The organism is Rhizobacter sp. SG703, assembly GCF_012275445.1.
In the GTDB taxonomy this organism is placed as follows: domain Bacteria; phylum Pseudomonadota; class Gammaproteobacteria; order Burkholderiales; family Burkholderiaceae_C; genus Rhizobacter.
On sequence record NZ_JAAZQK010000007.1, the window covers coordinates 292,927 to 312,558 of the forward strand.

At 69.8% G+C, this 19,632-nt stretch carries 20 protein-coding genes; 9 read left to right on the forward strand and 11 right to left on the reverse strand.

The window, feature by feature from the left end:
• Positions 1 to 10: 10 nt before the first annotated feature.
• From FHT26_RS16890 to FHT26_RS16915, 6 genes are read left to right on the forward strand one after another with little or no spacing between them, the layout of a single operon-like run.
• Positions 11 to 943: a hypothetical protein gene (locus tag FHT26_RS16890; RefSeq protein ID WP_168561275.1), complete on the forward strand. Its 933-nt coding sequence runs from the start codon at positions 11 to 13 to the stop codon at positions 941 to 943.
• A gap of 8 nt (positions 944 to 951) precedes the next feature.
• The gene (gene recJ, locus FHT26_RS16895) at positions 952 to 2,676 is read left to right on the forward strand and encodes a single-stranded-DNA-specific exonuclease RecJ (RefSeq protein ID WP_168561419.1); all 1,725 of its coding nucleotides are present in this window, start codon (positions 952 to 954) and stop codon (positions 2,674 to 2,676) included.
• Positions 2,673 to 3,788: a PQQ-dependent sugar dehydrogenase gene (locus tag FHT26_RS16900; protein WP_490362794.1), complete on the forward strand. Its 1,116-nt coding sequence runs from the start codon at positions 2,673 to 2,675 to the stop codon at positions 3,786 to 3,788. Before recJ ends, FHT26_RS16900 begins: the two co-directional genes overlap by 4 nt.
• A 43-nt stretch (positions 3,789 to 3,831) precedes the next feature.
• Complete coding sequence (locus FHT26_RS16905) at positions 3,832 to 4,704, forward strand: 3',5'-nucleoside bisphosphate phosphatase (RefSeq protein WP_168561276.1); 873 nt, start codon at positions 3,832 to 3,834, stop codon at positions 4,702 to 4,704.
• Between the two features lie 10 nt (positions 4,705 to 4,714).
• A complete protein-coding gene (locus tag FHT26_RS16910; RefSeq protein ID WP_168561277.1) occupies positions 4,715 to 5,722 on the forward strand; it encodes an EamA family transporter in 1,008 nt (335 codons plus the stop codon).
• Positions 5,723 to 5,733: 11 nt separating this feature from the next.
• A complete protein-coding gene (locus FHT26_RS16915) occupies positions 5,734 to 6,366 on the forward strand; it encodes an L-threonylcarbamoyladenylate synthase (protein WP_168561278.1) in 633 nt (210 codons plus the stop codon).
• 112 nt (positions 6,367 to 6,478) lie between these two features.
• Here the strand turns inward: FHT26_RS16915 and FHT26_RS30385 are convergent, their stop codons facing one another.
• From FHT26_RS30385 to ybaK, 5 genes are all read right to left on the reverse strand, one after another.
• Positions 6,479 to 8,062 (reverse strand): methyl-accepting chemotaxis protein, encoded by a 1,584-nt coding sequence (locus FHT26_RS30385; protein ID WP_168561279.1) that lies wholly within the window; start codon positions 8,060 to 8,062, stop codon positions 6,479 to 6,481.
• Positions 8,063 to 8,160: 98 nt separating this feature from the next.
• The gene (gene hemP / locus FHT26_RS16925) at positions 8,161 to 8,382 is read right to left on the reverse strand and encodes a hemin uptake protein HemP (protein WP_246867937.1); all 222 of its coding nucleotides are present in this window, start codon (positions 8,380 to 8,382) and stop codon (positions 8,161 to 8,163) included.
• Between the two features lie 93 nt (positions 8,383 to 8,475).
• Positions 8,476 to 8,835 carry a RidA family protein gene (locus tag FHT26_RS16930; protein ID WP_168561280.1) on the reverse strand — a complete coding sequence of 120 codons (360 nt, stop codon included), beginning with the start codon at positions 8,833 to 8,835 and terminating at the stop codon, positions 8,476 to 8,478.
• Complete coding sequence (gene plsY, locus FHT26_RS16935) at positions 8,832 to 9,545, reverse strand: glycerol-3-phosphate 1-O-acyltransferase PlsY (protein ID WP_168561281.1); 714 nt, start codon at positions 9,543 to 9,545, stop codon at positions 8,832 to 8,834. The genes FHT26_RS16930 and plsY overlap by 4 nt, the downstream gene beginning before the upstream one ends.
• Before the next feature lie 43 nt (positions 9,546 to 9,588).
• A complete protein-coding gene (gene ybaK / locus FHT26_RS16940; protein WP_168561282.1) occupies positions 9,589 to 10,080 on the reverse strand; it encodes a Cys-tRNA(Pro) deacylase in 492 nt (163 codons plus the stop codon).
• A 159-nt stretch (positions 10,081 to 10,239) separates the two neighbouring features.
• Here ybaK and FHT26_RS16945 point away from each other — a divergent pair, with 159 nt between their 5' ends.
• From FHT26_RS16945 to FHT26_RS16955, 3 genes are read left to right on the forward strand one after another with little or no spacing between them, the layout of a single operon-like run.
• Positions 10,240 to 11,265: an alpha/beta fold hydrolase gene (locus FHT26_RS16945; RefSeq protein ID WP_168561283.1), complete on the forward strand. Its 1,026-nt coding sequence runs from the start codon at positions 10,240 to 10,242 to the stop codon at positions 11,263 to 11,265.
• 45 nt (positions 11,266 to 11,310) lie between these two features.
• Positions 11,311 to 12,087, forward strand: coding sequence for an alpha/beta fold hydrolase (locus FHT26_RS16950; protein WP_168561284.1), 777 nt, complete (start codon positions 11,311 to 11,313; stop codon positions 12,085 to 12,087).
• 8 nt (positions 12,088 to 12,095) lie between these two features.
• Positions 12,096 to 13,154: a thioredoxin family protein gene (locus FHT26_RS16955; RefSeq protein WP_168561285.1), complete on the forward strand. Its 1,059-nt coding sequence runs from the start codon at positions 12,096 to 12,098 to the stop codon at positions 13,152 to 13,154.
• 18 nt (positions 13,155 to 13,172) lie between these two features.
• Here FHT26_RS16955 and FHT26_RS16960 read toward each other — a convergent pair whose 3' ends face one another.
• The 6 genes from FHT26_RS16960 to FHT26_RS16985 form a co-directional block, all read right to left on the reverse strand.
• A complete protein-coding gene (locus FHT26_RS16960) occupies positions 13,173 to 14,240 on the reverse strand; it encodes an aldo/keto reductase (RefSeq protein ID WP_168561286.1) in 1,068 nt (355 codons plus the stop codon).
• 83 nt (positions 14,241 to 14,323) lie between these two features.
• Positions 14,324 to 14,983, reverse strand: a complete 660-nt coding sequence (locus FHT26_RS16965; RefSeq protein ID WP_168561287.1) for an MAE_28990/MAE_18760 family HEPN-like nuclease — start codon at positions 14,981 to 14,983, stop codon at positions 14,324 to 14,326.
• An 8-nt stretch (positions 14,984 to 14,991) separates the two neighbouring features.
• Positions 14,992 to 16,206: a DUF262 domain-containing protein gene (locus FHT26_RS16970; RefSeq protein WP_168561288.1), complete on the reverse strand. Its 1,215-nt coding sequence runs from the start codon at positions 16,204 to 16,206 to the stop codon at positions 14,992 to 14,994.
• 92 nt (positions 16,207 to 16,298) lie between these two features.
• A complete protein-coding gene (locus FHT26_RS16975; protein WP_168561289.1) occupies positions 16,299 to 17,999 on the reverse strand; it encodes an acetate--CoA ligase in 1,701 nt (566 codons plus the stop codon).
• A gap of 116 nt (positions 18,000 to 18,115) precedes the next feature.
• On the reverse strand, positions 18,116 to 18,625 hold the full coding sequence (locus FHT26_RS16980) for a GNAT family N-acetyltransferase (protein WP_246867938.1): 510 nt from the start codon (positions 18,623 to 18,625) through the stop codon (positions 18,116 to 18,118).
• A 53-nt stretch (positions 18,626 to 18,678) separates the two neighbouring features.
• Positions 18,679 to 19,518 (reverse strand): serine aminopeptidase domain-containing protein, encoded by an 840-nt coding sequence (locus FHT26_RS16985; protein WP_168561290.1) that lies wholly within the window; start codon positions 19,516 to 19,518, stop codon positions 18,679 to 18,681.
• Positions 19,519 to 19,632 lie beyond the last annotated feature (114 nt).

Genomic DNA, 19,632 nt, shown 5'->3' on the forward strand with positions numbered 1-19,632 from the left:
TAATCGCCCGATGCACTTGTTGATCCCCTACGCCAGCACGCTCTCGGAGGCTGGCCTGCCGGCCCAGCGCGGCCTGGCCCTCCCCCACCTGCAGCGCCTGCTGCCGCGCATGGTGCCCACCGAGAAACTGGGCAGCGACGAGTATTCGCTGAGCACGCCGGCCGAGCAGGCGCAGGCGCAACTGCTGGGCTGGCACGGTGCCGACGGCTGCCTGCCGTGGGCCGCGCAGGCCGCCGCGGCCGACGGCGTGCCGGTCGGCGACGCGCCCTGGGGCCTGTTGACGCCGGTGCACTGGCATGTGGGTGCCGAGCACGTCAGCGTCGGCTACCCGGAGCTGCTGCGGCTCAGCGCACGGGAATCGCACGCGCTGTTCGAAGCGGTGCGGCCGCTGTTCGAGAGCGAAGGCTGGCAGCTGACCTGGGGCTCGCCGCTGCGCTGGTATGCATCGCACGCATCGCTCGACGGCCTGCCGACCGCATCGCTCGAACGGGTGATCGGCCGCAACCTCGACCTGTGGATGCCCGACCATCCGCAGGCCAAGGCGATCCGCCGGCTGCAGAACGAGGTGCAGATGATGCTGTACCAGCAGCCGGAGAACGACCACCGGGCCGAGATGAGCATGATGCCGGTCAACTCGTTCTGGCTCAGCGGCTGCGGGCGCCGCCAGCAAGCCGCGGCCACGCCCGATCTCGTCATCGACCACCGCCTGCGCGCGCCGCTGCTGGGCGAGAACTGGGGCGACTGGGCCGAGGCCTGGCGCGCGCTCGATGCCGGCCCGGTGCGCGAGTTGCTGGCCCGCCACGACGCCGGCGAGGCGGTGTCGCTGACGCTGTGCGGCGAGCGCTTCGCGCAGCGGCTGCAGGCGCAGTCGCAGGGCTGGCTCGCCCGGATGGCACGTCGCTTCGGCGGCGCGTCGCCGCTGGCGCTGCTGGAGGCGCTGTGATGGCCGACCTGCGGATCTCGCGCCGCGACGCGCCGCCGCGCAGCGTGTGGGCGCTGGAGCAGGCCGGCGTGCACCCGCTGCTGGCCCAGCTGTTCGCGGCGCGCGGCGTGCGCAGCAACGACGAACTCGATGACGGCCTGGCCCGCCTGATCCCGCCGACCGAGCTGCTCGGCGCGCCAGCCGCCGCGGTGCTGCTGGCCGATGCCATCGCGGCGCGCAAGCGCATCTGCGTGGTGGCCGACTACGACTGCGACGGCGCCACCGCCTGCGCGGTGGCATTGCGCGGGCTCGCGCTGCTCGGCGCGGCGCCCGGCACGCTGCAGCACGTGGTGCCCGACCGCGCGGTGCACGGCTACGGGCTGACGCCGACCATCGTCGACCTGGCGCTCGGCCAAGGGCCCGACCGCCGGCCCGACCTGCTGCTCACCGTCGACAACGGCATCGCGAGCCTCGCCGGCGTCGCGCACGCCCGCGCGCTCGGCCTCGACGTGCTGGTCACCGACCACCACCTGCCGGCGAAGGAAGGCGAGCAGATCGTGCTGCCGGACGCGAGCGTGATCGTCAACCCGAACCAGCCCGGCTGCGGCTTCCCGAGCAAGAACCTGGCGGGCGTCGGCGTGATGTTCTACGTGCTGCTCGCGCTGCGCAGCGAGCTGCGCGTGCGCGGGGCCTTCAGCGCCGAACAGCAGCCGCGGCTCGACGCGCTGCTCGACCTGGTGGCGCTCGGCACCGTGGCCGACGTGGTGCGGCTCGATGCGAACAACCGCCGGCTGGTCGCCCAGGGCCTGCGGCGCATCCGCAGCGGCCGCATGCATGCGGGCATCGCCGCGCTGTTCAGCGCTGCCGGGCGCGATGCATCGCGTGCCAGCGGCTTCGACTTCGGCTTCGCGCTCGGCCCGCGCATCAATGCGGCCGGCCGGCTGTCGGACATGTCGCTCGGCATCGAATGCCTGCTGACCGACGACCCGGCGCGCGCCGCGCAGCTCGCGCAGACGCTGGACACCATCAACCGCGAACGCCGCGAGGTCGAGGCCGGCATGCGCGAGCAGGCCGAGGCCATGCTCGAGACGCTGATGCCCGAAGGCGATGCGCCGCCCGCGCTGGCCCTCTACGACCCGGAGTTCCACGAAGGCGTGGTCGGCATCGTCGCCGGTCGGCTGAAGGACCGGCTGCACCGGCCGACCTTCGTGTTCGCGCTCGGCCAGGACGGGCTGCTGAAGGGCTCGGGCCGCTCGATCCCCGGCTTCCACCTGCGCGACGCGCTCGACCTCGTCACCAAGCGCCACCCCGGCGTGCTCAAGCGCTTCGGCGGGCATGCGATGGCGGCCGGCTGCACGCTGGCCGAGGAGGATTTCGACACCTTCGACGGCGCGCTGCAGCAGGTCGCGCACGAATGGCTCGATGCGGCGACGCTGTCGCGCACGCTGCTGACCGACGGGCCGCTGCCGGCCGAGTACTTCAATGCCGAGACGGTGCGCTCGCTCGATGCGCAGGTCTGGGGCCAGGCCTTCGAGCCACCGCTGTTCTGCGACGAGGTCGAGGTGGTGTCGCAGCGGCTCGTCGCAGAAAAGCACCTGAAGCTGTCGGTGCGGCATGCCGGCGCGCTGCGCGACGCGATCTGGTTCGGCCACACCGAGCCCGTCGGCGCGCGGGTGCGGCTGGCGTACCAGCTGCGCGTCGACGAGTACAACGGCCAGCAGCGGGTGCAGATGGTCGTGGAAGGGGCGGGATGAACGCGATGAGGCGGGCGGCGCTGGTCGTCGCGATGTCGGTGGCGATGAGCATGGCGGCCAGCGCCGCGCACGCGATCGAGGTCGTGCCGGTCGCCACCGGGCTGGAGAACCCGTGGGGCCTGGCCTTCCTGCCGGATGGCCGCATGCTGGTCACCGAGCGGCCGGGCCGCCTGCGCATCGTCGCCGCCGACGGCCGGCTCGGCGAGCCGCTGCAAGGCCTGCCGGCGGTCGATGCGCGCAGCCAGGGCGGGTTGCTCGATGTCGCGCTCGACCCGAAGTTCGCGAGCAACGGGCTCGTCTACTGGAGCTATGCCGAAGCCGGCAGCCGCAGCGAGGCCGACAAGAACGGCACCGCGGTCGCGCGCGGCCGGCTGCAGGGCGAGCGGCTGACCGAGGTCAGCGTGATCTTCCGGCAGCTGCCGAAGGTGAAAAGCACCGCGCATTTCGGCTCGCGGCTGGTGTTCGACCGCAGCGGCCGGCTGTTCGTCACGCTCGGCGACCGCTACCTGCGACGCGACGATGCGCAGAACCTCGGCAACCACCTCGGCAAGGTGGTGCGCATCGACGCCGACGGCGGCGTGCCGGCCGACAACCCGTTCGCCAGGGCGGCCGGCGCGCGGCCCGAACTGTGGAGCATCGGCCACCGCAACATGCAAGGGGCCGCGCTGAACCCGTGGACCGGTGCGCTGTGGACGCACGAGCACGGGCCGCAGGGCGGCGACGAGGTCAACCTCGACATGGCCGGCAAGAACTACGGCTGGCCGGTGATCACCTACGGCTGCGAGTACGGCAGCTGCGCTGCGATCGGCGAAGGCAAGGCCAAGGCCGGGATGGAGCAGCCGCTGACGTACTGGGTGCCGTCGATCGCGCCGAGCGGCATGGCCTTCCTGACCAGCGATCGCTACGCCGGCTGGAAGGGCAGCCTGTTCGTCGGCGCGCTGGCCGGCCAGATGCTGGTGCGGCTGCAGCTCGACGGCGACAAGGTCGTCAAGGAAGAGCGGCTGCTGACCGACTTGCACGAGCGCATCCGCGACGTGCGCCAGGGGCCGGACGGCTTGCTTTATCTGCTGACCGACAACAACCCCGGCCGCGTGCTGCGCGTCGTGCCGTAACCCCTTCAACGCCGCTGCCGGGGCTGATCCTTACAATCGGCGGGTGAGCCAACCTGCTGTCTGGACCAACGCCGACCTGCACTGCCATTCCGTCGTGTCGGACGGCACGCTGCAGCCCGAGGAGCTCGCGGCGCGTGCGAAGGCCAACGGCGTCGAGCTGTGGGCGCTGACCGACCACGACGAGATCGGCGGCCTGCAGCGCGCCCGGGCGGCGGCGCTGGCGCTGGGCCTGCCCTACCTGACCGGCGCCGAGATCTCGGTGACCTTTGCCGGCCTGACAGTGCACATCGTCGGGCTCGGCTTCGATGCCGGCGATGCGCAGCTCGCCGCCGGCCTGGCCGCAACCCGCGGCGGCCGCGAGGAACGCGCCCGCGAGATGGCGGCCGGCCTGGCGCAGGTCGGCATCGCCGGGGCCTACGAAGGCGCGCTGAAATACGTCGGCAACCCGGAGCTGATCTCGCGCACCCACTTCGCTCGGCACCTGGTCGAGAGCGGCGTCTGCCAGGACACGCACGAGGTGTTCCGCAAGTTCCTCGTCGAAGGCAAGCCGGGCTTCGTGCCGCACCGCTGGGCGAAGCTCGGCGACGCGGTGCGCTGGATCCGCGAGGCACAGGGCATTGCGGTGATCGCGCACCCCGGGCGCTACAAGTTCACTGCGAACGAGGAGTACGCGCTCTTCACCGAATTCAAGGCGCACGGCGGTCGCGCGGTCGAGGTCATCACCGGCAGCCACTCGGGCGCCGACTTCATCAAGTACGCCGACATGGCGCTCGAGTTCGAGCTGCTGGCGTCTCGCGGCTCCGATTTCCACAGTCCGGACGAGAGCCACGTCGACCTGGGCACGCTGCCGCCGTTGCCGGGGCAGCTGTCGCCGGTGTGGGAAGCGCTGGCCGAGCGGGTGCTGTTGCCGTCGTGAGCCTGCTGTCGTGAAGGGACACCGCCCTGCCCGGGGCATCGCGCTGATCGCGCTGGCCGCGCTGTGCTTCGCGACGATGGACACCACGATCAAGTACCTCGGCGCCTTCCTGCCGGTGCTGCTGATCCTGTGGGCACGCTACGCGTTCCAGGCGGTGTCGATGGGCCTGTGGCTGATGTTGACCCCCGAATCTGCCGCTTCGCGTCAGGCCCCCCGAGGGGGACAAGGAAACTTGGGAACGGCCCTGCGTTTCCTTGTGCGCTCGAAGACCGCGGGTTTCCGCACCGAGCACCCGCGCTTCCAGCTGGCGCGCGGCGCGCTGCTGCTGGCCACCAGCGCGCTGAGCTTCTTCGGCGTGCAGCGCATGCCGGTTGCCGAGTTCACCGCGATCAACATGCTGACGCCGGTGGTGGTGACGCTGCTGGCCGCCTGGGTGCTGCACGAGCGCGTGTCGGCGCCGCGCTGGGCGCTGGTGTGCGCCGCGTTCGCCGGCGCCGTCATCGTGATCCGCCCCGGCAGCGGCCTGTTCGGCTGGGCGGTGCTGTTCCCGCTGGCCGGCGCGCTGACCTACGCCAGCTTCCAGGTGCTGACGAGCAAACTGTCGGCGCTGGAGAGCCCGTACACCACGCACTTCTACACCGGCCTGACCGGCGCGCTGGTGCTGACGCCGCTGCTGTTCTTCAGTGCGATCGACACCGACGGCACGCTGCTGGCCGCGCCGCCGCGGCAGCTCGCGCTGCTGCTGGCGATCGGCGCGCTCGGCACCGTCGGCCACCTGTTCCTGATCCTCGCGCTGGGCCTCGCGCCGACGGCCACGCTGATGCCGTTCATCTACCTGCAGATCGGCGTCGCGGCGGCGGTCAGCTGGGTGGTGTTCCGCTACGTGCCCGACGGCTGGGCCTGGGTCGGCATGGGCGTGATCGCGGTGTGCGGTGCCGCGAGCGCGTGGCTGAACATGCGAAAGACCGCGTCGCACCCCGCGACATCGACAGTGGCGGCCGACACGATCGCGGATTAGCATCGCGGCCCATGCCGCAACTCTTCGAAGTCCATCCCGACAACCCGCAGCAGCGCCTGCTGAAGCAGGCCGCGCAGATCCTGCACGGCGGAGGCATCGCCGCGGTGCCCACCGATTCGAGCTATGCGCTGGTGTGCCACCTCGACGACAAGAACGCGGCCGAGAACCTGCGGCGCATCCGCGGCGTCGACGACAAGCACCACCTGACGCTGCTGTGCCGCGACCTGTCGGAACTGGCCAGCTACGCCCGTGTCGACAACCGGCAGTACCGGCTGATGAAGCACGCGACGCCGGGCCCGTTCACCTTCATCCTCGAAGCGACCAAGGAAGTGCCGCGGCGCGTCTCGCACCCGTCGCGCCGCACCATCGGCCTGCGCGTGCCCGACCACAAGATGCTGCAGCAGCTGCTCGACATCTTCGGCGAGCCGCTGCTGTCGACGACGCTGATCGCACCGGGCGAGACCGAACCGCTGAACGACCCCGACGAGATCCGCGAGCGTTTCGCCGGCCGGGTGCAGGCGGTGGTCGATGCCGGCGCCTGCCCGCGCGAGCCGACCACGGTGGTCGACCTGACGACGGACGAGCCGGTGCTGTTCCGCCTGGGCCGAGGCGACCCCGCGTTGCTCGGCCTTCCGGTGGCCTGACGGCCACCGGCACTCAAACCACCCACCCCATCAACAACAAGCGGTTGCCGCCGCGAACACACGCGGTTCGCGCGCGGTGCGGGGTGGCGGCGGGCGCGCGAGGCACAAGACCTCAGGCAGCAACCGCACCCACCAGCAACCCGTCGTCTTTCAGCTTGAACTGCCGCACCGCGTCGACCAGCCGCGCCGCCTGCTGCTGCAGGCTGTCCGCTGCCGCGGCCGACTGCTCGACCAGCGCCGCGTTCTGCTGCGTCACCTGCTCGATCTGCATCACCGAATCGCTGACCAGCCCGATGCCGGCCGTCTGTTCGCCGGTCGCGTTGCTGATCTCGTCGATCAGCTCGGCCACCCGCTTCACCTGCGCGACCACGTCCGTCATCGTCACGCCGGCGTTGCCCACCAGCTGCGTGCCGGCCGCCACCTTCTCGACGCTCGCACCGATCAGCGCCTTGATCTCCTTGGCCGCCTGGGCCGAGCGCTGCGCCAGCGAGCGCACCTCGGCCGCCACCACCGCGAAGCCGCGCCCCTGCTCGCCGGCGCGCGCCGCTTCCACGGCGGCGTTCAGCGCCAGGATGTTGGTCTGGAACGCGATGCCGTCGATCACGCCGATGATGTCGCTGATCTTGCGCGAGCTCGCGCTGATCTCTTCCATCGTCGTCACCACCCGGCCGACCACGTCGCCGCCCTGCACCGCCACCTGGCGGGCCGAGCTCGCGAGCTGCGTGGCCTGGCGCGCGGTGTCGGCATTCGCCCGCACCGTCGCGGTGATCTGCTCCATCGACGCGGCCGTGCGCTGCAGGTTCGAGGCCTGCTCCTCGGTGCGCTGCGACAGGTCGGCATTGCCGCCGGCGATCTCGCTCGAACCGGTCGCGATGCTGTCCGAGCCGGCGCGCACCGCGCCCACCACCCGCACCAGGCTGTCGTTCATCACCTGCAGCGCGCCCAGCAGCTGGCTGGTCTCGTCGGTGCCGTGCACCTCGATGCGCGAGGTCAGGTCGCCGGCCGCCACCGTCTCGGCCACCTGCACCGCGCGCCGCAGCGCGCCGGTGATCGAGCGGCTGATGACCAGGCTGATCGCGACGGCGCACAACGCGGCCACGCCGGCCAGCACCAGCGTCGTGACGATCCCGGCGCGGCCGGAAGCCTGTGCCTGCTGCGCGTCCGCCTGCATCTGCGATTCCTGGAAGCGCACCATGTCGAGCGACGCGGCAAGGTAGGCGTCCTGCAGCGGCCGCACTTCCTTCAACAGGAAGTTGCGCGCGGCATCGGGCAGGTTGGCCTGCAGCAGCGTGACGACCTTCTGGCGCTTCTTGACGTAGGCGTCGCCGCTTTCCTGCAAGGTCTTCAGCAGCTCGTCGCCCTTCGGCGAGGCCCCGGTCGCAGCCAGCTTCTCGCGCAGCTGCGAGATCTCGCGCGTGGCTTCGCTGACCTTCGTGATGTAGCCCTTGACCTCGGCCTCGTCGCCGACGGCCAGCACCGCGCTGCGCAGGTGGTTGGCCTGCTTGTTGACGGCACGGTCGATCTCGTTGGCCAGCGCGATCTGACCGTAGCCCTCGGTGACGATCTCGGCCGTGGCCGCATTGATGGCGCGAATGCGCCACACCGACACGCCGGTGATCAGCACCAGCAACAGGATCACGACGCCGAAACCCAGGCCCAGCCGCGTCCCGATCTTCATCCGGTTGACGAAATTCATGTTGGTTGTCTCCTGAGTCGCCCGCGCAGCCCGGACGGCCGCAACGGGATCAGGAGGCTATCGGCGCCCGGTCGCACCGACTTGAGGACGAACGACCCCTATTTCGTCAGGATCAGCTTGCCGAGCGAGGTTTGTCGCAGGCGGTAGCGCATGCCGTCGTGTTCGATCTCGACGACCGTCTCGCCGTCGAGGATCTGCGCGCTGCTGATGCAGCGGACCGGCCCCGCAGCGCTGCCGCCAGCCGGCTGCGCACGAAGGGAACGGGCGGGCGCCGCGGGCAAGGCCTGCGCGGCGGAGGACATGAGGGTGGAGGTGTGCATGGGCTCAGTTTAAATGCGAACTGTTCGCATCTACAAGCCCCCGGGCCGACAAACCCCTGCGCCGGTCCGGCTTTCGCCCGGCAGCGCGGGGAATCAGGCCTTCAGCGCCGCGGTGACGACGATCTCGATGCGGTAGGCCGGGTTCGCGAGCTTCGCCTGCACGGTCGCGCGCGGCGGCGCGTCGCCGGGGGCGACCCAGTCGTCCCAGACCTCGTTCATGCCGGCGAAATCGGCCATGTCGGCCAGGAAGATCTGCGCCATCAGGATGTGCGCGTTGTCGGTGTGCGCCTCGGCCAGCAGCCGGTCGACCATCGCGAGCACCTGCCGGGTCTGGCCGCGGATGTCCTGCGTGGTGTCGTCGGGCACCTGGCCGGCAAGGTAGACCGTGCCATGGTGGATGGCCATGTCGGAATAGCGGTCCTCGACGTGGAAACGCCGCACGGCGTGGGTCATGACTTGGCTCCGTGGTCGGAATGCTTGTGGGAGTGCTTGTGGGCGTGTTTCGCGGCCTGCCGGGCCGCGTGGTCGGCGGGCGCGGCCCTGCCCGGCGCCTTCTTCTTGCTGCCGAGCTTGCTCTCGGTGCCGGCGATCAGCTTCTGGATGTTGGGCAGGTGGCGCCAGACCAGCAGCAGGCTCATCGCGACGATCGCGCCGGCCAGCGGGCCGCCATCCCAGATCAGCAGCTGGTAGAACGGCGCGAACACCGCGGCCACCAGCGCCGCGAGCGACGAGTAGCGAAAGAAGCCCGCGATGATGATCCAGGTCAGCAGCGTCGCCGCGCCCAGCCACGGGTTGAACGCCAGCAGCACGCCGGCCGCGGTGGCCACGCCCTTGCCCCCCCGGAAACGGAAGAACACCGGCCACAGGTGGCCGACGAAGGCCGCGAGGCCGACCAGCGCGACGGTGCCCTCGCGCAACCCGAAGCGCGCGCCGAACAGCACCACCAGCAGCACCGGCACGTAGCCCTTCAGCGCGTCGAGCAGCAGCGTCAGGATCGCGGCGGTCTTGTTGCCCGAGCGCAGCACGTTGGTCGCCCCCGGGTTGCCCGAGCCGTAGCTGCGCGGATCGTTCAGGCCCATGGCCCGGCTGACGATCACGGCGAACGACAGCGAGCCGATCAGGTAGGCCGCGATCACGGCGGCAACGGTGTAGAGAGTCTCCATGGGGTCCTGGCGTGCGGTGGCAGTGGCGATTGCGGCTGGGCGCTCATTCTGCACCCGCGCACTGCACCGGCTTCGCGCCGAGCAGGCCGGTCAGCACCGAGGGCGCGATGCCGACCAGGTAGCCGCGGCGCCCGCCGTTGATGTACAGGCCGGGCAGCTCGAGGATGCTGGCCTCCACATACACCGGCATCGCCTTGCGGGTGCCGAACGGCGAGGTGCCGCCGACCAGGAAGCCGCTGTGGCGCTGCGCCACCTCGGGCTTGCACGGCGTGACCTTCTTCGCGCCGATCTGCCGCGCGAGGTTCTTCGTGCTGACCTGCCGGTCGCCGTGCATCAGCACGATCAGCGGCGCGGCGGTCTCGTCCTCCATCACCAGCGTCTTGACGACCTGGTGCTCGTCGACGCCGAGCTGGCGGGCCGATTCGGTGGTGCCGCCGTGCTCGACGTAGTCGTACAGGTGCTCGGTGAACGCGATGCCGTGCTTGCGCAGCAGCTGCGTCGCGGGGGTTTCGGAAGCGTGGTCCTTGCGTGCCATGGCCGCGAGTGTAGGGAATCCGGTTTGTATCGCTCTTTGTCCGGAGCGGGCGACGACACGGCGCGGGACAAAACGGCCGCGTTCATGACACACCGCGGATACGTCGGGCCGGCTCAATGAGGCCTGTCCTTGACCCGTCATCAACACAAGAGGTTCGCCATGTCCGAGAAGATCGATCTCCAACGCCGCCACCTGTTCGGCGCCGCCGCGGCCACCTTCGGCGCCGCGCAACTGGGCCTGATCGCGCCGGCCTCCGCCGCGCAGGCGGCGCCCGGCAGCGCCACCTCGTTCGGCCCGCTGAAGCAGGTCGACGCCGGCGTGCTGAGCGTCGGCTATGCGGAAGCCGGCCCGGCCAATGGCCCGGTGGTCATGCTGTTCCACGGCTGGCCCTACGACATCCACACCTATGTCGACGTGGCGCCGCTGCTGGCCGCGGCCGGCTGGCGCGTGATCGTGCCGTTCCTGCGCGGCTATGGCACGACGCGCTTCCTGTCGGCCGACACGCCGCGCAACGGCCAGCAGGGCGCGATCGCGCAGGACGTGATCGCCTTGATGGATGCGCTGAAGATCGACAAGGCGGTGATGGCCGGCTGCGACTGGGGCGCGCGCACCGCCTGCATCGTCGCGGCGCTGTGGCCGCAGCGCACGAAGGCGCTGGTGTCGGTCAGCGGCTACCTGGTGAGCAACGTGCAGGCCGGCCAGCAGCCGCTGCCGCCGGCCGCCGAGCTGCAGTGGTGGTACCAGTTCTACCTGACGACCGAGCGCGGCCGTCGCGGCTACGACGCGAACCGCCATGCGTTCGCGAAGCTGATCTGGCAGACGGCGTCGCCGCAATGGCATTTCGACGACGCGACCTTCGACCGCTCGGCGAAGGCGCTGGACAACCCCGACCACGTCGCGATCGCGGTGCACAACTACCGCTGGCGCCTCGGCCTCGCGGCCGGCGAATCGAAGTACGACGAGATCGAGGCAAAGCTGGCCGGCGCGCCGCGCATCGCGGTGCCGGCGATCACGCTGGAAGGCGATGCCAACGGCGCGCCGCACCCGGAGCCGTCGGCGTACGCCAGCAAGTTCAGCGGCCCGTACGAACACCGCAACGTCACTGGCGGCATCGGCCACAACCTGCCGCAGGAAGCGCCGCATGCGTTCGCGCAGGCGGTGATCGATGTCGCCGCGAAGGCTTGATCCGATTTCGCTCTCCCCCTCTTTTCAACCCCAGGTGACATCCCCATGAAGAAACTCCGCTCCCTCACCGCCATCGTCGGCGCCACGCTGCTGGTCGGGCTGACCGCCGGCGCACAGGCCGCCGATGCGAAGGACGCCTCGAAGCCGTCCGTCGTCATCGTCCACGGCGCCTTCGCCGACGGCTCCGACTGGGCCAAGGTCATCCCGCTGCTGCAGGCCAAGGGCATCAGCGTCACCGCGGTGCAGAACCCGCTGAGCTCGCTGGAAGACGACGTGGCGGCCGCGAAGCGCGCCATCGACGCCCAGCCCGGCAAGGTCGTGCTGGTCGGCCATTCGTGGGGCGGCACGGTGATCACCGAAGCCGGCAACGACGGCAAGGTGGCCGCGCTGGTCTACGTCAGCGCGTTCGCACCGGACGCCGGCCAGTCGACCGCCGACGTCGGCAAGGGCTACGCGCCGGCACCGGGCCTGGCGCACCTCGTCAGCGACGCGTCGGGCTTCCTGCGCCTCAGCGAGGAAGGCATGGCGAAGCACTTCGCGCCGGACCTGCCGGCGAAGCAGACCTCGGTGATGTTCGCGACGCAGGGGCCGATCCTCGGCAAGGCGTTCGGGCAGGCCGTGACGGCCGCCGCGTGGAAGACCCGGCCGAGCTGGTTCGTCGTCTCGCTGGACGACCACATGATCCAGCCGCAGCAGCAGCTGGACATGGCGAAGAAGATCGGCGCCACCGTGACCCCGCTGAAGACGAGCCACGTGCCGCAGCAGGTGCAGCCCGACAAGGTCGCGGCCGTGATACTCGACGCCGTGCACGCCGTCCGCTGAGGCCCGCCATGTCCATCCTCCACCGCATCGCCTCGCTGTGCCGAACGCTGACCCGTCTGGCCGTGCTGGCCGCCAGCCTGGCCACGCCGGCCGTCCACGCTGCCGAGCCACCGATGCCGCGCCTCGACGGCGCGGTCGGCTGGCTCAATTCGCCGCCGCTGACGCTCGAGTCGCTGCGCGGCAAGGTCGTGCTGGTGGATTTCTGGACGTACTCGTGCATCAACTGCCTGCGCACGCTGCCCCACGTGCGGGCCTGGGCGCAGCGTTACGCCGGCCAGGGGCTGGTCGTGGTCGGCGTGCACACGCCGGAGTTCGCATTCGAGAAGAACCTCGCGAACGTCCAGCGGGCCACCACGGACCTGAAGATCGGCTTCCCGGTCGCGATCGACAGCAACTTCGCGATCTGGCGTTCGTTCCAGAACCGGGCCTGGCCGGCGTTCTACCTCGTCGATGCGCAGGGCCGCGTGCGCCACCAGCAGTACGGCGAAGGCGACTTCGACGCGACCGAGACGATGATCCAGTCGCTGCTGAAGGAGGCCGGCCCCGCGGCGGCGCCGAAGCCGGTGCCGCCGGTCGCGCTCGACACCAGCGGCGTCGGCCTGCCGCCCGACATGCGCAACGCGAAGTCGTCGGAAACCTACGTCGGCTACCAGCAGGCCGAAGGCTTCGCGTCGCCGGGCGGCGTCTTCCCCGACAGCGCCCATGCCTATGCGCCAGGGATGCCGCGGCTGAACGAATGGGGCTTGTCGGGCGAGTGGACCGTGCGGCCCGAGTTCGCCGAGCTGAACCGCGCCGGCGGCAGCGTGGTGTACCGCTTCCATGCGCGCGACCTGCACCTGGTGCTCGGCCGCGGATCGGCCGGCAAGCCGCTGCGCTTCCAGCTGACGCTGGACGGCAAGCCGCCGGGTGCCGACCACGGCGTCGACACCGATGCCGCCGGCAACGGCGTGATCGACGGCGAGCGCCTGTACCAGCTGGTGCGCCAGCAGGGCCGCATCGGCGACCGCACGATCGAGATCCGCTTCCTCGATGCCGGCGTGCGCGCGTTCGCGTTCACCTTCGGCTGAGACGCTCCCGGCCTGCGATCACTGGGCCGGATCGCGGTGCGTCCAGCGGATCGCGTCGATCTCGGCCAGCAGCTCGGGCGACAGCGTCGTGTCCCACGCGGCCAGGTTCTCGTCCAGCTGCGCGAGCGACGTGACGCCGATGATGGTGCTCGCGACGCGCCGGCTGCGGTAGACGAAGGCCAGCGCCAGCTGCGTCGGCGTCAGCCCGTGGCGGCGCGCCAGCGCGTTGTACAGGCGCGCTGCGGCCAGCGCTTCGGGCCGGCCCCAGCGGCCTTTCTTCATGCCATCGAAGATCGCGAGCCGCCCGGGCTTGTCGGCGGCGTCGAAGCCGACCGCGTCGTACTTGCCGGTCAGCGCGCCGAACGCCAGCGGCGAGTAGGCGAGCAGCGAGACCTGCTCGCGGTACAGCGTCTCGTCGAGCCCGTTGTCGAGCGCGCGGCTGGTCAGCGCATACGGGTTCTGCACGGTGGCCACGCGCGGCAGGCCGTGCTGGTCGGCCAGCTTGACGAATTCGCCGACGCCCCACGGCGTCTCGTTCGACAGTCCGATGTGCCGCACCTTGCCGGCCTTCACCAGCCCGGCCAGCGCCTGCAGCTGCTCGTGGATGCTGCTGAATTCGGCGTCCTTCGCCGGGTCGAAGTACAGCGCGCCGAAGGTCGGCACGTTGCGGTTCGGCCAGTGGATCTGGTAGAGGTCGATCACGTCGGTGCGCAGCCGCTTCAGGCTGTCGTCGCAGGCTTGCACGATCTCGGACGGCAGCAGGTTCGGGCTGCCGCCGCGCACCCAGTCCATGTTGCGGCCGGGGCCGGCCACCTTGGTCGCGAGCACCACCTTGCCGCGCACGCCGGGACGGGCCGCGAACCAGTTGCCGATGATGCGTTCGGTCGCGCCGTAGGTCTCGCGGCGCGTCGGCACCGCGTACATCTCGGCGGTGTCGATGAAATTGATGCCGCGTTCGATGGCCTGGTCGAGGATCGCATGCGCCGCGGCCTCATCGACCTGTTCGCCGAAGGTCATCGTGCCGAGGCAGATGGGGGTGACGCGCAGGTCGCTGCGGCCTAGCGGGAGGGTGGTGAAGGTGGTCATCGCGCGAGTTTATGAACAAACGCGCCCGCCTGCCTGCACTGGGCATCATCAGTCGTCCATGACCACTCGGGGAACATGCGCCGTCACGACAGTCGATAGGCCTTCGTCTCGGCGGCTCGAATGATCTCCGAACTGAGACGATCCAGGAGATCGAGCATCCGGCCGGACCGTTCCAGGAACTGCTCTTTCGACACAGGAAAACCGTCCCCGTGGGCAACCTTGTGACGATCTGCCACGACCTGCTCATCGATGAACACTCTTGTCGTGGACCAGCCAGCCGCGTCGAGCCCGATCTCTGCATCGATTCCCACCGAGCCGAGAAGCCTTGCCACCAGCGTGCTGCCGGGATTCCCCTCGGTTTTTGCGACCCACTCCGAACGAGAGCACACCACATCAAGCCCCTGCTGAATTCGCTTTGCCAGCCGAACGTGTGTTTCGCTGCCAGGAAACTCAGCCTCGCTGGCTCGCCGGACATCCGAGAAGAGGGCCTGCGCAACAAACACGGGCGCCAAGTCATGCAACCGCAGCCCCTGTGCGAACACATGCGCCACATACTTCTCGACGGCCTTCTTCAAGAAGCCCTCCCAGTGGGCGCAGATGAGAACGAGGCCGGCCCGAAAGAGATAGTTCCTTTCTGTCGCTGATCTCATGGCGGAAATGCGCAAGCCACTGAGCTCCTTCTTGCGCCAAGAGAGATCCCTCTCCAGCGCAGCCTGCAGGCCTTCCAGAGACTGAACGCTCACGGCGGCTCCTAAGGTCGACGCGGCACAGCCACCCGCTTGGCTGCGGCCTTGCTCGTCGGTACAACCTTGGCAGCAGCCTGTGCCATCGGAGCGCTGCGTCGGCGGGGCGCACAGCGAGCGAGTTCATCAGCAATCAGCGCATCGGCGGCAGGGCGCACGCGGGCCATCCGCTCCCGCGCCCGCAAACCGGAGAAGCTCTCCTGGTACGCCTTCGTGGACCAGAGGGACTTGACGACCGTGCGAATGTCGAACGTGTCGTGATGAGCTCTGACCTCTTGCCAGCGCCGCCCGAGGGAGAGCGCCAAGCCTTCGTATGCCCCCAGCGAAAATCCGCCACTGAAGGAGTCGCGGCCTTCATTCCAACGTCTGAATGCATCGCCATCCAGCGTCGCGTCAAGGAAAGCAAACACCTCCTGGAACACTTCGCGCTCGGATTCGGTATCGAACTCCGGATCGGTAGCGATCTGCTCCATCCGATCTCTCAAGAACTCATGCACGTCTCCGATCGAGGTCGGATCAACGTCGCGCAGCGTGACGAAGCGCAACGCAAGGTCCATATCGTATTGCTCAAGGACTTGCGCTTCGCTCAGCAGCACACTGGCACGGAAGTGAGCATCGGAAGCCAGCTCCTTCAACCATCTGAAGAGGCCGGGATTCAGGCTGACCAGCACACAATTCCTCAGTTCTTGCGGAGACAGCGGCTCACCATACGTGTTCAGTCGCTCGAAGAGATCGAACTTCCCTGTGGCTTTGCCTTGCTGCTCTCTTGCCAGAACTTTGATGTCCAGGCGCGTCCGCTTGAACTCCAGGCGCAGCGCATGATCCATGGTCTCGAACGTCGCTCCTTCCAGACTCGGCAAGTGCTTGGTCCCTTCCAGCACAAGAGCCGGCTTGCACTGCAGTTCAAGCTTGGCGTCGTCATTCGGACCCAGCAGTTCTCCCATGAACTCGAAGATCGTGGAGAGACGCTGTACGCCATCGATAACTTCCCACACTCCGGCGTCACTTGTCGCGACGTAGATCGACGGAAGTGGAATCCCTAGCAGCAGCGATTCGATCAGCCGCGACTTCTGCTGACTCTCCCAGCGAAAGACACGCTGGAACTCAGGGTGGATATCGAGTTCCTTGTCCTTGTACAGATTGAGCAACTCGCCGATCGACATCGAAAGATTGTCCGAAGAAATCTCGCGACGCTTCGCATCTACATCTGATTTGAGCGACATGCGCCCTCCTTGTCCGTGCCTTGCTGGCAGTCTACGTCGTGACAGTCGCAAGGGCGGGCGCCAGACCACGCCGCAGCACACGACAACGATTTCTATCGTTGTTTCGCTCGTTCCTCCTCCTGTAGCCGCAGCACCCGCCGCTGCACTTTTCCGGTGGTCGTCATCGGCAGCGCGTCGATGAACTCGATCTCCTTCGGGTATTCGTACGGCGCGAGCCGACCCTTCACATGCGCCTGCAGCTGCCCGACCAACGCGGCATCGCCGACCACGCCGTCGGCCAGCACCACGTAGGCCTTGACCAGCGCGCCGCGCGCCGGGTCGGGCTTCGGCACCACCGCGGCGTTCACCACCGACGGGTGCTTGACCAGGCAGTTCTCGATCTCGCCCGGCCCGATGCGGTAGCCCGCCACCTTGAACACGTCGTCGCTGCGCCCCTGGTACCAGAGGTAGCCGTCGTCGTCCATCAACGCGGTGTCGCCGGTGCGGCACCAACTGTCGTCCGGATCACCGGTGAACTTGGCGCGCGTCGCGCCGTCGTTGCGCCAGTAGCCGGCGAAGAACACCGGGTCGAGGTCGCCGTGCACGTCGCGGCGGTGCACCGCGACGTCGCCGGGCGTGCCGCGTGGGCATTCGTGGCCGGCATCGTCGAGCACCGCGACGCGGTGGCCCGGGTAGGCCCGGCCCATGCTGCCGGGCCGCGCCGGCCAGCCGGGCTGCACGCGGCCGTCGGCATCGAGGTATTCGGTGCAGTTGCCGACCACGTAGTTGATCTCGGTCTGGCCGAACATCTCGTTGACGGTGATGCCGAGCTGCTCGCGGCACCAGGCGAACACCGCGTCGCCGACCGCCTCGCCGGCGCTCATCACCGCACGCAGGCGCAGCGCGTAGCGCCCGCGCGGGGCCGGCACGGCCTTCATCATCGCCTTCAGCGCGGTCGGGAACAGGAAGGCGTTGGTGACGCCGTAGCGCGCCATCAGTTCGAAGGCCTTCTCCGGGCCGAAGCGGCCCTGATACGCGACGATCTCGCGGCCGAAGCACAGCGTCGGCAGCAACGCATCCATCAGCCCGCCGGTCCAGGCCCAGTCGGCCGGACTCCAGAACACCTCGTCGCGGCGCGGAAACCAGTTCTGGCTCGCGACGAAGCCGCTCAGGTTGCCGACCAGCGCCCGCTGCGGCAGCAGCGCGCCCTTCGGCGGGCCGGTGGTGCCGCTGGTGTAGATCAGGATCGCCGGGTCGGCGGCACGCGTCGCGACCGGCACGAAGCCGGCTTCGTCCTGCTGCAGCAGCGCGTCCCAGGCGACCTCGCCGGGGCTGGCCGCCGCGGCGCCGACGACCACCAGCGACGCGAGCGACGGGCACCGCGGGTGCACCGCGCGCAACGCGCCGATCGACGCTTCATCGCCGATCGCGATGCAGGCCTCGCTGTCCTGCAGCCGGAACTCCAGCGCCTCGGGACCGAACAGCACCGACAGCGGCATCGCGACCGCACCCAGCTGGTGCAGCGCGATGTGCGCGACCGCGGTCTCGATGCGCTGCGCCATCACGATGGCGACACGGTCGCCGCGTCGCACGCCGAGCCGTTGCAGGGCTGCCGCCAGCCGCCGCGAGCGGGCTTGCAATTGGCGGTAGCTGCAGGTGCGGCGGGTGCCGTCTTCGCGTTCATGCCGGATCGCGATCGCATCCGGCGTCTCTCGCGCCCAGCGCCCGCAGCAGGCCTCGCCGATGTTGAAGTCGGCCGGCACCTGCCAGCGGAAGCTTGAGTACAGACTGTGATAGTGGTCAACGTCAGGCATGACCACAAGCTTAATGCGCGTTGCTGCGCAGCCGATCAAGCAACGCCCGCGGAACCGGCTTTGCCGGGCCGCCGGGTGGCGCCCCTCGGGGGCAGGAGCGAAGCGACTGGGGGGCCCTATCCAGAGAAGCGCGCCAGCGCTTCCCCGGTGATGCGGCAGATGCGCCAGTCGGGCATCACCGTCGCGCCCATGCGCTCGTAGAAGCGGATCGCGTTCTCGTTCCAGTCGAGCACGCTCCATTCGAAGCGGCCGTAGCCGCGGTCGACCGCCAGCCGGGCCAGCCGCGTCAGCATGGCCTCGCCGACGCCTGCGCCGCGGTGCGCGGGCTGCACGTACAGGTCTTCGAGGTAGAGCCCGGGCTGGGCCAGGAAGGTCGAGAAGTTGGTGAAGAACAGCGCGAAGGCGATCACCTCGCCGTCGGCCTCGGCGACCATCGCCTCGGCCACGGCCTTCTCGCCGAACAGGTTAGGCCGCAGCTTCTCGGGCGTGACTTGCAGCAGGTGGGTCAGCTTCTCGAACTCGGCGAGTTCGCGGATCAGGCCGACGATCGGCACGACGTCGCGCAGTTCGGCGGGTCGCAGCGCGTAGGCGGGGTTGCCGTCGAGCGGCATCGAAGAGGTGGGCATGCGCCGATTGTCTCAGGCCGGCGACCCGTCGCACCCCGAAGGCCCTCCCCCGTTCAGGCGGCCAGCCGCTCCCAGGCCACGGCCGGGGCGGCACGGGCCGGCTCGGGCCAGATCACGCAGACGGTGCGCGGGGTCATCAGCTGCTGGCAGAAGAAGGCGGCGACGCGCGCCGTGTACGCCGCCGTCGCGCCGGCGGCGGCCCGCCCGGACTCCAGCTGCAGCGCCCGGCCGCGCAGCGCGCCGATGCGCCGGCGCAGCCAGTCGTCGTCCATGGCGGCACTGCCCAGCCACCAGGCAGCTGCCAGCACGCCCGGCGCCAGAGCGCCGGCAATCCACGGCAGCGCCTGCCACCGGCGGCGCAGTGCGCGATCGAGGGTCGCGCCGGTGCCTTCGGCCAGCACCGCGCGGATCGCGGGCTCGTCGGCCGCGGCCCCCAGCACCGCATTCGCGCCGATGCCCGAGCCCATCACGCCGATGCGTCCCGGCGGGTGACCGCGCTCCAGCAGGTAGTCGACCGCGCCGAGCACGTCGTGGCGCTCGCGGCGGCCGAAGCTGCCCCGGTGGGCGCTGCTGCCGCCGCGCCCGCGCAGGTCGATGGCCAGCACCGACAGGCCCTGTGCCCGCAGCGCCTGCGCCAGCTCGCGGTTGCGCCGGCCGTCGCGGCCGTTCACCAGCACCACCGCGGCTCGGCCGGCCGGCACCGGCAGGTACTCGCCGCAGACGCGGGCGCAGCCGTCGCGGGCCGCAAAACCCACCCGGTCGAGGGCGGCTGCGCCGCGCGCCGGCGGCTTCGGACGGGCCCGCGTGTGACGGTGCGCGAACCAGAGACACGCTGCCGCATAGGCGAGAACGCCGGTGAAAGCGACGACCGTTGCTGCCGAGCCGATGTCCACGATGAAAAATCCCCCTGAGCGAAACCCAGTGTCCGATTCCACGCCCGCGCCGTCCTTCAGCGGACTGAAACCGGCCTGAATCGTTCTGAAGCCGGCGGCATCGCGTAAATTCGC